Here is a 12,393-nt window from a genome sequence, read left to right as displayed (position 1 = left end):
ACTTTGCGTCGGACAACTATCGTCGCGTCGGACAACTATCGTCAAACTTGATCGGAGGCGGTTCTCACAAACCCGTCGCTCGCCCTGAGCAGGTTGCGCGTATAATCCTTCGTCACGCGGCGCTCGACGAGGTCGTTCGCCACCAGATTCTCCACCGCCTCGCCGCCCTGCATCACCATCAGCCGCTCGCACATGTGGGTGATGATGGCGAGGTCGTGGCTGACCATCAGGAAGGTCAGCTTGCGCCGCCGGCGGACTTCCTCCAGCAGGTTGAGCACTTCGGCCTGCACCGAGGCGTCGAGCGCCGAGGTCGGCTCGTCGAGCAGCAGGATCGAGGGCTCGAGGATGAGCGCGCGCGCGATCGCCACGCGCTGGCGCTGGCCGCCCGACAATTGGTGCGCATAACGGAAGCGAAAACCGTTGCCGAGGCCGACCTCGTCGAGTGCGCGTTCAATCCGCTTTTCGCCATCGGCAAAGCTGTGGATGGCAAGCGGCTCCTGCAGCAGGCGGTCGACGGTCTGGCGCGGATGCAGCGAGCCATACGGATCCTGAAAAACCATCTGCACTTCGCGGTAAAAAGCCTTGTCGCGGCGCGTGCCGAGCGTCTTGCCGTTGACGGTGATGCTGCCCGAGGCGACCGGCGCAAGGCCGGCTATGGCTCGCAGCAGTGTCGATTTGCCTGAGCCGGATTCACCGACCAGGCCGAAGGATTCACCCGGCTGCACATCGAGGCTGACGCCCTTCAACGCGCGGAAGCGGTCGAAGATCACCTCCAGCCTGTCGACGGCAATCGCGGAAGTCATGCCGCCCACTCTGGCTTGCGGTCGAGCACCGGCAGCGGGTGACGGTCGGCGCCGATCTTGGGCATGCAGTTGAGCAGGCCGCGCGTGTAGGGATGCTGCGCCTGGCTGAGTTCCGAAGCCTTGAGCTGCTCGACCACTTTGCCGGCATACATGACGATGACGCGGTCGCAGAAGGACGAGACCAGACGCAGATCGTGCGAGATGAAGATCAGCCCCATGCCGCGCTCTGCGACCAGCCTGTCGAGAATGCCGAGCACGTCGAGCTGCACCGTGACATCAAGCGCCGAGGTCGGCTCGTCGGCGATCATCATTTCCGGCCCGGCGATCAGCATCATGGCGATCATGGCACGCTGGCCCATGCCGCCGGACACTTCGTGCGGATGCAGGTCGAAGACACGTTTGGGATCGCGGATCTGTACCGCCTCCAGCATGGCCAGCGCGCGCTCGCGCGCCTCGGCCTTGCCGACCTTTTCATGGGTGCGCAAAGTCTCGACGATCTGGCGGCCGATGCTCATCACCGGGTCGAGCGAATATTTCGGATCCTGCAGGATCATGGCGATGCGGTTGCCGCGCAGCGCCCGGCGTTGGCGTGGCGAGACGCCGAGCAGGTCGATGCCGTCGAAGGTCAATTTGCTGGCTGATATCCGGGCCTGCGGCGGTGTCAGGCCCATGATGGCGCGGCCCGTCTGCGACTTGCCCGAGCCGGACTCGCCGACAATGCCGAGCCGTTCGCGGCCGAGCGAAAAGGAGACGCCGCGCACCGCCTCGATCATGCCGGTACGGGTCGGAAAGGTGACGCGCAGATCATCTACCTCAAGCAGTGTCCCCGTCTGGCGGCTCATTGGTCACTGCTCCGGGGATCGAGTGCGTCGCGCAGGCCGTCGCCAAGCAGGTTGAAGCCGAGGCTGACGATGAGGATGGCGAAGCCCGGCGCACCGGCCACCCACCATTGGTCGAGCACGAAGCGGCGCCCCGACGCGATCATCGTGCCCCATTCGGGCAGTGGCGGCTGCGCGCCAAGGCCGAGGAAGCCGAGGCCGGCGGCGGTCAGGATAATGCCGGCCATGTCGAGCGTGACGCGGATGATCAGCGAGGAGATGCAGAGCGGCATGATGTGGCGCAGCACGATACGGAAGGGCGAGGCGCCCATCAGTTGCACCGCCTTGATGTAATCCGAATTGCGCACGGTCAGCGTTTCCGCGCGGGCAATTCGGGCATAGGGCGGCCAGGAGGTGATGGCGATGGCGAGCACCGCGTTCTCGATGCCGGGACCGAGGGCGGCGACAAAGGCCAGCGCCAGGATCAGCTTGGGGAAAGCGAGGAAGATGTCGGTGATGCGCATCAGGATGGCATCGGTCCAGCCGCCGGCGTAGCCGGCGACGGTGCCGACCAGAAGACCGATGGGAGCCGCGATGATGGCGACCAGAATGACCACATAGAGGGTCCAACGCGAACCGTAGAGAATGCGCGAAAGGATGTCGCGGCCGAGGTCGTCGGTGCCGAACCAGTGTTGCGCACTCGGCGCCAGCAGCCGCGCGTTCTTCAAGTCACCGAAGGTCGGCGAATACGGCGCCAGCACACCGGCAAGGGCGGCGACGAGCAGCAGGGCGATGATGATCAGCAGACCGACAAAGGCCAGACGATTGGCGGAAAAGCGCCGCCACGCGACATAGGCGCGACCGAGCCTTGCCTGCATGCGCGATGCCGGCCGCTCCGACAGCAACCATGCGCGACGGGAGAAGGGGCGGGCGTCGGAGACGGTCATGACGATGCCCCTTGAAGCTGTCGACCCCCGCTCCGGTCTGCTTCGCAGACCACCTCTCCCCGGTTCGACGGGGGAAAGGAAAGGCGCCAAGCATGCGACCGCCTTTTCCTCTCCCCCTGGCAGGGGGAGAGGTGGCCCGAAGGGTGACTAGCCGCAGCCAAGCCCGAAATACCTCTACTCATCCTGTCTTGGTCCTCGGATCGAGCACACGGTAGAGCAGGTCGGACAGAAGGTTGATGCCGATGAACACCGAGCCGATGACGATGGTACCGCCGAGCACCGCGTTCATGTCGGCGTTCTGCAGCGAGTTGGTGATGTAGAGGCCGATGCCCGGCCAGGAGAAGACGGTCTCGGTGAGTACCGAGCCCTCGAGCAGCCCGGCATAGGACAGCGCGATCACGGTCACCATCGGCACGGCGGCATTGCGCAACGCGTGGCCCCAGATGATGCGCGTTTCCGACAGGCCCTTGGCGCGCGCCGCGACGACATATTCCTGGGCGAGCTCATTGAGCATGAACGAGCGCGTCATGCGGCTGATATAGGCGAGCGAGAAATAGCCGAGCAGCGAGGCCGGCAGGATGATGTGGCGGAAGGCATCGTAAAAGACGTCCCACTGTCCCTGCATCGCGGAGTCGAGCAGGTAGAAACCGGTGATCGGCGTGAAAGTGTATTCGTAGACGATGTCGAGCCGTGCAGGGAAGGCCACCCACTGCAGCTTGGCGTAGAACAGCACCAAACCCAGCAGACCCAGCCAGAAGATGGGTACGGAATAGCCGATCAGGCCGATGATGCGCACGATCTGATCGATGAGACTGCCGCGTTTGACCGCGGCCAGCACCCCGAGCGGCACACCGAACAGCGCGCCGATCAGTGTCCCCAATGTCGCAAGTTCCGTCGTTGCGGGAAGAGCGCGGCGGATGTCGGTCATGACGGGGTTTGTGGTCAGCACCGAGATACCGAAATCGCCGCTCAGCGCGTGTTTCACATAGATATAGAACTGCTCGATCAACGGCAGGTCGAGGCCCATCTCGCGGCGCGTGCGCTCCACGACATTGGCGGGTGCCCGGTCGCCCAGAACGGCGAGCACCGGGTCGATCGGGATGACGCGGCCAATGAAGAAGGTGACCGCGAGAAGACCAAGATAGGTGGTCACCGCAATGACCAGGAAACGGCCGAGCGATGATGCAAGGGCGACGGCGCGGGCGCTGCCGCGCCCGCCCTCGTTTTCAATCGCGCTCATGCGGCGTGTCCGCGAACACTATTCCTTGGAAACCGGCCCGACGAAGTTGGTGTCGAAGCTCGGACCGAGCGCGAAGCCCTTGAGGTTCTTGCGCAGACCCGCGACTTCCAGCTGCTGGTGGATGATGACGAAGGGGCTGGTGTCGAGAATCTTTTTCTCAAGATCCTTGTACATATCGGCGCGCTTGCCCGAATCCTTTTCCAGGAGTGCCGCTTCCGTTTCCTTGGTCAGATCCGGAATGTCCCAGCTATTGCGCCAGGCGAGCGTGTGGGACTTGCCTGCATCCGAATTGTCCGGGTTCGAGGCAAAGGTCTGCGCGTTGGAGTTCGGATCGAAATAGTCCTGGCCCCAATTGCCGATATAAATGTCGTGGTTGCGGGCGCGGTATTTGGTCAGCGTCTGCTTGCCGTCACCCGGAATGATCTCCAGCTTGATGCCAGCCTGGCCGAGCGTCTGCTGGATCGATTCCGCCATGCCGGTGGTCGGCTGGCCGGTGCGTACATCCATCGTGACGCTGAAGCCGTCGGGCAGGCCTGCCTTGGCCAGCAGTTCCTTGGCCTTGGCGACGTCGAGCTTGAACGGGTTTTCGTCCAGTTCGCCGAGCACGCCCTTGGGCAGGAAGGTCTGGTGGATTTCGCCAATGCCCTTGAGGATGGTCGAGCTCAAGGCATCATAGTCGACAAGGTATTTGAAGGCCTGACGGACCTCGGGTTTGGCGAGGTTCGGGTTCTTCTGGTTGAGGCTGATGTAGTAGACGGTGCCTTTCGGCGCGCTGGTGGTGGTGAGGTCGGCGTTCTTGGCGATGGCGTCGAGGTCATTCGGCTCGAGATTGCGGGCAACGTCGATGTCGCCGGCTTCAAGCGCCAGGCGCTGGGCCGAGCTTTCCTTCATGTTGCGGTAGATGACGCGGGCGAGCTTGGCCTTTTCGCCGTAATAATTGTCGTTGCGCTCCATGACGACCGCCTCGTTGGCACGCCATTCACGCAGCTTGTAGGCGCCCGAGCCGGCATAGCCTGTCTTCAGCCAGGCATTGCCGAAGTCATTATCCCATTTGTAGTCGGCGCTCGGCGTCACCGCCGCGACATGTTCCTTGACCAGCTTGGCGTCGACAACGGAGGCGACGGTGGCCGACAGGCAGTTCAGGACGAAACTTGGCGCGTAAGCCTTGTCGACGGTGAACTGGAAGGTGGTGTCGTCGACCGCCTTGGCCTTTTCGGTGACGTTGTCGCCGCTGATGCCGAACTGATCGATGATGAAGGCCGGGCTCTTGTCCAGCTTGACGGCACGCTCGAACGACCAGGCGACGTCGGCGGCGGTGATCGGGTTGCCGGAAGCGAATTTCAGGCCCGGCTTGAGCTTGAACGTATAGGTCAGGCCATCGTCGGAGACGGTCCAGCTTGCGGCGAGGTCGGGCTTGACCTTGGAGGTGTCGCTGAGGTCGAGGCGCACAAGAAGGTCATAGGTGTTGCCGGTGACTTCGGCGGTCGACAGCTCGAACGCCTCGCCCGGATCCATCGAGATGATGTCGTCGATGGCAAAACCTTCGACAAGCGTGTCGGCGGGCGTGACCGCGCCAGCCGGCGCGCCGGCCAGAAGCAGCGCCGACACCGCGGCGCCCGCAAGCAAGGTGCGGGATCGTAGAGCAAGCTTTTCCATCATCATGATGATTGTTCCCTGTTTTGTTGTTTGTTGACCTGAGTTCCCGGCTCAGGGTTGCGGTGTTCTTTCAAGGCTCGACGAGAGCCTCTGAGCCACCAACGTCGTGGTTTTTGTCCAGTTGGTCAATACCTTATCCGGCGACACCCGGCCCGGCAACGAGGATTTGCGAGACAGCCTCAGTGGAGCAGAATGCACGGCGGCGTGTCGACGCATGCGCGGCCAAATGACGCCGCGGATCGTGAAAAATCTGCTAAAATTTCGAAGCTATTTCAGCGCGGCGACCAGACCGGCATCAGGAAAACAGGTGGCCGCCTGACCATTCTTTTCCTGCCATCTGCCGATCGAGCGGCGGGTCTTGAAGCCCGGCAGGCCGTCGGCGCTGCCAACATCATAGCCCTTGGCTTCAAGGGTCCGCTGCAAGGCGGCGATATCGGAGCGGTGGAGATCGCCGACCGGACCCCAGTTACCGGAAAAATTCTGATCGCCATGGGCAATGCGGTCGGCGCCGTGGCCGATGAACAGCGCATAGAGGTCGCTGGTGTTGTATTCCTTCAGCACGTAGAAATTGGGGGTGGCGATGAAGGCCGGGCCGCTGCGGCCGGCCGGCATCAGCAGGAAGCCTTCCGTCTTCAGCTCGCTCGCCGGGAACGCTTTGCCGCCCACGCGCTTGATGCCCATGGCGGCCCATTGCGAAATCTTTTTGCCCTGGTCCGGGCCTTCCAGCGAGCAGGAGACGCTCTCGGGAACGGTCACCTCGAAACCCCAACCGCGTCCCCTCACCCAGCCATAATGGACAAGGTAATTTGCGATCGAGGCCAGCACGTCAGGCGTCGAATTCCAGATGTCGACGCGGCCGTCGCCGTCGAAATCCACAGCATGTTTCAGGAAAGAGGTCGGCATGAATTGCGGCTGGCCGAGCGCGCCGGCCCAGGACGATTTCATCGCGCCGACCGGGGCCAGCCCGCGTTCGACGATTTCCAGCGCCGCCAGCAGCTCGGTGCGGAAGAAATCCTTTTTCGTCGACATGAACGCCTTGGTGCCCAGCACCTCGAAGGCGTCGTAGGGCATCTTCGCCGCGCCGAATCCGGTCTCGCGGCCCCAGATCGCAAGAAGGATTTCACCCGGCACGCCGTAACGCTTTTCGATCGCGGCAAGCGTGCGGGCATTGGCGGCTTTGCGGGTGCGTCCACCCGATGTCACCGCACGAACCGTCTTCTCGGCAAAATAGGCGCCGGGCGAACCGAACTCGGCCTGGTGCTGCTTTTGCGGCGTCTTCGGCTTCTCGCCTGGCAAGACAAGGTCAGGGAGATCGAGATTGGGCTCGATGCCGGTGAACGCGGCGTCGAACGTGCTTTTGGAAATGCCTTTCGCCTTGGCGTCGGGCCAGAGGTCGGATTGGAGCCATGCGCGGAACTGGTCGTCGATCTTGGCGGCGGATGCGGGGATGGTGAGGAGGACGGCGAGGAGTGCGGCCAGAAAGGAAAGCAAAGCCAACCTGAGAGGTTGGGGGGCGTGCACCACCTGCCTCGAAAGATGCGTGACGGTCATCGTGCGCATCCTCTCCGCCGATCTGGTCAAAACGCCGTGCGCGAGCGCAGCGCGGCGGCCAGAGTACCTTCGTCGAGATAGTCGAGTTCACCGCCGACCGGCACGCCGTGCGCCAGACGCGTTATCTTGACCTCGAAGCCAGAGAGCTGATCGGTGAGATAGTGCGCGGTGGTCTGGCCCTCGACCGTCGCGTTGACGGCGAGGATGACCTCCTTGACCTCGCCGCCGGCTATGCGGTCGACCAGCGAACGGATGTTGAGCTGATCGGGGCCGATGCCGTCGAGCGGCGACAGCGTGCCGCCGAGCACATGGTAGCGCACATTCATCGCCGCCGCCCGCTCCAGCGCCCAGAGATCCGAGACGTCCTCGACGACGATCAGGGTGGCGGCATCGCGGCGTGGGTCCGTGCAGATCATGCAGGGGTCCGAGGTGTCGACATTGCCGCAGGTCGAGCAGATGCGCACCTTGTCGGCGGCCTCGCCCATGGCGGCGGCGAGCGGCGACAGCAATTGTTCCTTCTTCTTGATCAGGTGCAGCGCCGCGCGCCTAGCTGAACGGGGGCCAAGCCCCGGCACCTTGGCCAGAAGCTGGATCAGGCGTTCAATCTCGGGACCGGCGATTCGCTTGGACATCGCACTGATCTAGGATTTTTCAGAGCGGTTTGAAACATCCCTGTCGACGCACGGTCCGCCGCCATGCTGCCATGCGAGAATCAGTTGGTTTCGAGCGGGCGACCCTGGCTGACGATCATCGCGCCTATGGCGTCGGTGTTCTCAGGCGTCGACTGGAATCCCATCGATGCTTCCTGCGGAGCGTCCTGGACCGAGGAGATGACCCTTTTGTTCGAGGTTCCGCTGTTCAAGGTTCCGCCAAAACGGGCGGCGTCCGGCTCTTCCATCGGCTCCTGCATCGCAATTTCGATTGGCTTCGCCTGGACTCGCGCGGACTTTGCCGACGGCGCCGCGGATGCGGTCAGATAGGTCTGCTGCGCGGGGGCAGTGCGAGCGGGCGCCGGCTTGGCCGGTTCCGCCGCTGCGGTCATGTAGACCTGTTCTGCCGGGGCATTGCGGGCGGTCGCCTTGGCCGGGCGCACCATCTCGACGGACGCGACACGCGTCGCGGGTACTCCCGGCAACGCGGCTGGCGACTCGGCCGACGCGACCAGCGGCTCATCCGGCAGCGGCTGCCAGTTGCGGCCGCGCTTTTCGTAGAAGGCATTGCCGCCGGCAACCATGGTGTAGTGCATGTTCTTGTAGGGGAAGCGCAGGCCGGCGGTGTGGAAATACATCGTGTTCTTGAGCTTGGCCTTGCGCTCGCCCTTGAGCACGGCGTCGGCGGCCTCCTCCACATCGGGCATTGCACTTGAATTCATCGCCCTGGTCATGACGCCCGGCGCGAACTGCCCGGGCTCGCCCACCACCTGGCAGATGGTGCTGCCATGATTGCCCGAGCGCAGCCGGTTCATCACCACCGTGCCGACGGCGATCATGCCATCGCGGCTCGACCGGTTGGATTCGAAGAACATCGCCCGTTCCAGGCATTCCCTGTCCTTCGGCGTATGGCTGTAGGCGCGCGAACTCAAGAAGCTCGGCGTGATGGCGTCGGTCAGGCTGGCGACCGACATGCCGTGCGAGGTGGTCTGGCTGCAAGCGGCCAATAAAAGGGGAGACGTGACGACGCCGAGCAATAGCGGCGTCTTCCATCGCGTGGCTATCAACAGGTAACCCTCTCACTTCGATGCCCGCCCCCAGGCTGCGGCAAGAATGAGACACTTTCGGGCAAAATGATGGCCAAAACGTTATTAACGGCGGACTGTTGCCTAATTGACACAAATCGAGGCTTTCCAGATGGATCGGGCCGTCGTTTCCCACGGACGATGACCGCCTTTTCTTCGTTTTGCCGCAATTCCGCTGGGGTAAACGCCATACGCTTTTTGCCGGGAAGAGCGCGCCACGGCTTCCCAGAACAGTCTATCGCCCGGCGGCGATTGCTGCCGGCCAACCGGGTTCGATCTCTTCGATCGTGTCTGAAAACAGGCCCCGCCTGAGAAACAGCGCCCGCGCCTCCTTGGCCGTCGGCGCGATCTTGCCCGGCCAGTCGCTGTCGATGAACTCGGCCTTGGTGAAATCAGGATTTGTTTCGGAGGCCGCCTCCAGGAACTCGGCGATTTCCAGCACGATGGCGCGTTCATCCTTCGAAAGCGCCGACGTGCCGGCCTCGATCGACGGGCGGTGCACGAAATCCTCGAAGAGATTGAAGTAGCCCTTGATGCCGACGAGATCGACACCTGCATCGCAGTCGGCGAGGATCTCCAGAATCTCGTAGATCCTGTTGCGGATACGCTGCTCGATCAGTCTTTCTGACGGCTCGCCGATCATGGGCGCACCGAACGCCTAAAAAGGCAGTTTCATTCCCGGCAGGATGGGCAGGCCGGCGGTCAACGCCTTGGTTTTTTCCTGCATGATCTGCTCGACCTTGGCCTTGGCGTCATTGTGCGCGGCAAGAATCAAATCCTCGAGGATTTCGACCTCGTCTTCCCTGAACAAAGAGGGGTCGATCTTCAGCGACTTGATGTCGAACTTTCCGCTCAACGTGATGCTGACCAGGCCGCCGCCGGCCTGGCCGACGGCTTCGACCGTGGCGATCTCATCCTGCATGGCCTGGAACTTGGCCTGCATTTCCTTCGCCTTGCCCATCAGGCCGAGAAGATCTTTCATGGTCCGATCCTTTGCGGATTAGTGCTGGATATCAGGGTTCGTCGTCATCGGCCGGCGGCTCGACCGGCATTTCGGCGTCGGTCGCGTCGGCGTCCGGCGTATCGGGAATTCGCACATCGATGATCTTGGCGCCGGGAAAGCGGGCCAGGATGGCGGCCACGGTCGGGTCGTTCCTGGCGTCGAGGAAGGCGTTTTCACGCTTCGTCGATTCCATTTCGGCCAACGTCTGGCCGCCGTCTTCCTTCGACAGCGCCACCAGCCAGCTGCGGCCGGTCCAGGCGCGCAGTTTCGTCGTCAGCTCGTTGAGTAGCATCTTGGGCGCGTCATCGGTCAGGCTGACGTCGATGCGGCCGGGTTCGATGTGCACCAGACGGATGCAGCGCTTGACCAGCACCTTGAAGGCGATGTCGCGCTGCGCGTCGGCGAGGGCAACGATGTCGGCCAGCGATTTCAACGGTACGGCTTGCGTCTCCGGCGCAGGTTGCGGGGGCGCTACGAAGGCGGCCGGAGCGGGCGTGGCCTCGACCAGCCGCATGGTCTGCGCGCCGCCCGACCCGCCAGGAATGCGCGCCTGCGCCACGGCGCTGGCGCCATTGCCGCCTGCACCGCCATTGCCGGGGTTCACGGGCGCGCCGTTCGGGCGCGGCGCGGCGCCAGTCGCCGAAGCACCGCTCTCCAGCGATCTCAGCGCCTCGTCCAATGTCGGCAGGTCGGCGGCGTGCGCCAGCCGGATCAACACCATTTCGGCGGCACTGACTGGCCGGTTGGAGGACTGCACTTCGGGAATGCCCTTGAGCAGCATCTGCCAGGTCCGTGACAGCACGCGGACCGACAGCGCCCTGGCGAAATCGGCGCCGCGCTGGCGCTCGTCCTGCGACAGCGAGGCATCGTCCATGGCGGTCGGCACGAAGCGCAAACGGGTGACGAGGTGGTTGAACTCGGCCAGATCGGTGAGCACGGCGGCCGGATCGGCACCGGTGTCGTATTGCGCGCGGAATTCGCCGAGTGCTGCCGCCACATCGCCCTTCATCACATATTCGAACAGATCGACGATGCGGGCGCGGTCGGCCAGGCCAAGCATGGCGCGAACGGCCTCGGCGCTGACGGAGCCGGCGCCATGGGCGATCGCCTGGTCGAGAATGGAGAGCGAATCGCGGGCGGAACCTTCCGCAGCGCGCGCGATCATGGCCAGCGCGTCGTCGTCGACTGAAATGCCTTCCTTGCCGGCGATCGAGGAGAGATGCGCGACCAGCGCGCCGGCGTCGATGCGCCGCAGGTCGAAACGCTGGCAGCGCGACAGGACGGTGATCGGAACCTTGCGGATCTCGGTGGTGGCGAAGATGAACTTGACGTGCGGCGGCGGTTCTTCCAGCGTCTTCAGCAGGCCGTTGAAGGCCTGCGTGGACAGCATGTGCACTTCATCGATGATGTAGACTTTGTAGCGAGCCGAGACGGGCGCATAGCGCACGCGCTCGATGATGTCCCTAATGTCGTCGATACCGGTATGCGAGGCGGCGTCCATCTCGATGACGTCGACATGGCGGCCTTCCATGATCGCCTGGCAATGCTCGCCAAGCACGGCGAGGTCGACCGAGGGCTGGTCAACGGTGGCGGTTTTATAATTCAGGGCACGCGCCAGTATGCGCGCCGTCGTGGTCTTGCCGACGCCACGCACGCCGGTCAGCATCCAGGCCTGGGCAATGCGGCCAGTGGCAAAGGCGTTGGTGAGGGTGCGCACCATCGGCTCCTGGCCGACGAGCTCGGAGAAATTCGACGGACGGTATTTGCGCGCCAGCACGCGATAGGCAGCGGCCTTGCCCGTCGCCAGACTATCGGGCCCCGAATTTCCGGCTTCGCTCATTCGCCCGTTAAGCTCCAAAAGGCCGCCCAAAGGCGCCGATTCCTGCGCATAGTCTCGCCCGCGCTGCAATGCGTCGTCAATGTCGCGAGGAGGGCCGATGAGGTGGGAGGCTGGAACAATGACCCGTTCCGGGCTCGTTAGGGCTGCTTCCTTCCGGACCTGACCCGGTTGGCGAGTGGATCGTCCACCACCAACCTCCCGCTGTCCATATCGGCAATTGCGCGACGAAATGCAAGTGCGCAGGCAAATCGGCACCGCGAACCACGAGATTCGCTTGCAGCCCCGGTGCAGCCGCTTTAGCGTTCAGGGTTTGAGGAAGCCAAGAAAAGCAAGGGAAACGCCGATGCTGCCGGGCCTGAAGGCCGGATTCACGCTGGATGCCCGGCTGGAGGCTGACAGCGAGCAGTTGATGTGGCTTGGGCTGTGCGAATTGCGGGTGATGAACGACCGCCGCTGGCCATGGCTGCTCCTCGTGCCGCAGCGCCCGGGCGCGGAGGAAATCCACGACATGACGCCGCTCGACCAGGCGATGCTGACCTTCGAGACCAACATGGTGGCGCAGGCGCTGAAGAAGGTGAGCGGCTGCACCAAGATCAACACCGGCGCGCTCGGCAACATCGTGCGCCAACTGCATGTCCACATCGTCGCACGGTCCGAGGGCGACCCCGGCTGGCCCGGCCCGGTGTGGGGACATGGCCTGCGAGAGCCGTATGAGCGTTCCGACCTGCGCCGGTTTGCCGAAACGATAAGGGCAGCGCTATAAGCCTTCCCCGTGTCCATCCCAAGCATGTCCATCCCAA

General features: G+C 63.6%; 12 protein-coding genes and 1 other RNA gene. 1 reads left to right on the top strand and 12 read right to left on the bottom strand.

Features of this window, described 5'->3' with window-relative positions; all coding sequences use genetic code 11:
• Positions 1-41 precede the first annotated feature (41 nt).
• From FJ434_RS05695 to ffs, 12 genes are all read right to left on the bottom strand, one after another.
• Positions 42-803 carry an ABC transporter ATP-binding protein gene (locus tag FJ434_RS05695; RefSeq protein ID WP_140746469.1) on the bottom strand — a complete coding sequence of 254 codons (762 nt, stop codon included), beginning with the start codon at positions 801-803 and terminating at the stop codon, positions 42-44.
• Entirely contained in the window at positions 800-1,645 is an 846-nt protein-coding gene (locus FJ434_RS05690; protein ID WP_140746466.1) for an ABC transporter ATP-binding protein, read from the bottom strand. The genes FJ434_RS05695 and FJ434_RS05690 overlap by 4 nt, the downstream gene beginning before the upstream one ends.
• Positions 1,642-2,568, bottom strand: coding sequence for a nickel transporter permease (nikC, locus tag FJ434_RS05685; protein WP_140716074.1), 927 nt, complete (start codon positions 2,566-2,568; stop codon positions 1,642-1,644). The genes FJ434_RS05690 and nikC overlap by 4 nt, the downstream gene beginning before the upstream one ends.
• 178 nt (positions 2,569-2,746) lie before the next feature.
• Positions 2,747-3,808 carry an ABC transporter permease gene (locus tag FJ434_RS05680; RefSeq protein ID WP_027142065.1) on the bottom strand — a complete coding sequence of 354 codons (1,062 nt, stop codon included), beginning with the start codon at positions 3,806-3,808 and terminating at the stop codon, positions 2,747-2,749.
• An 18-nt stretch (positions 3,809-3,826) separates the two neighbouring features.
• Positions 3,827-5,470 carry an ABC transporter substrate-binding protein gene (locus tag FJ434_RS05675; RefSeq protein ID WP_140507704.1) on the bottom strand — a complete coding sequence of 548 codons (1,644 nt, stop codon included), beginning with the start codon at positions 5,468-5,470 and terminating at the stop codon, positions 3,827-3,829.
• Between the two features lie 261 nt (positions 5,471-5,731).
• Positions 5,732-7,015, bottom strand: coding sequence for a lytic murein transglycosylase (locus tag FJ434_RS05670; RefSeq protein ID WP_246678264.1), 1,284 nt, complete (start codon positions 7,013-7,015; stop codon positions 5,732-5,734).
• Positions 7,016-7,041: 26 nt separating this feature from the next.
• Complete coding sequence (recR, locus tag FJ434_RS05665) at positions 7,042-7,647, bottom strand: recombination mediator RecR (protein ID WP_027142068.1); 606 nt, start codon at positions 7,645-7,647, stop codon at positions 7,042-7,044.
• A gap of 80 nt (positions 7,648-7,727) precedes the next feature.
• Positions 7,728-8,732: a cell wall hydrolase gene (locus FJ434_RS05660; RefSeq protein ID WP_140746463.1), complete on the bottom strand. Its 1,005-nt coding sequence runs from the start codon at positions 8,730-8,732 to the stop codon at positions 7,728-7,730.
• Positions 8,733-8,985: 253 nt separating this feature from the next.
• Positions 8,986-9,393 (bottom strand): hypothetical protein, encoded by a 408-nt coding sequence (locus FJ434_RS05655; RefSeq protein ID WP_140746460.1) that lies wholly within the window; start codon positions 9,391-9,393, stop codon positions 8,986-8,988.
• Between the two features lie 15 nt (positions 9,394-9,408).
• Positions 9,409-9,732 carry a YbaB/EbfC family nucleoid-associated protein gene (locus FJ434_RS05650; protein WP_140746457.1) on the bottom strand — a complete coding sequence of 108 codons (324 nt, stop codon included), beginning with the start codon at positions 9,730-9,732 and terminating at the stop codon, positions 9,409-9,411.
• A 31-nt stretch (positions 9,733-9,763) separates the two neighbouring features.
• Complete coding sequence (locus FJ434_RS05645; RefSeq protein WP_140746454.1) at positions 9,764-11,593, bottom strand: DNA polymerase III subunit gamma/tau; 1,830 nt, start codon at positions 11,591-11,593, stop codon at positions 9,764-9,766.
• A gap of 102 nt (positions 11,594-11,695) precedes the next feature.
• An RNA gene (ffs, locus tag FJ434_RS05640) (signal recognition particle sRNA small type) lies at positions 11,696-11,792 on the bottom strand.
• Between the two features lie 144 nt (positions 11,793-11,936).
• Here ffs and FJ434_RS05635 point away from each other — a divergent pair.
• On the top strand, positions 11,937-12,356 hold the full coding sequence (locus FJ434_RS05635) for an HIT family protein (protein WP_140716064.1): 420 nt from the start codon (positions 11,937-11,939) through the stop codon (positions 12,354-12,356).
• Positions 12,357-12,393: the final 37 nt, after the last annotated feature.

This window comes from Mesorhizobium sp. B2-5-13, assembly GCF_006440535.1.
In the GTDB taxonomy this organism is placed as follows: domain Bacteria; phylum Pseudomonadota; class Alphaproteobacteria; order Rhizobiales; family Rhizobiaceae; genus Mesorhizobium; species Mesorhizobium salmacidum.
The sequence above is the reverse complement of the archived record's forward strand: the minus strand, read 5'-3'. Positions and strand labels throughout refer to the sequence as shown.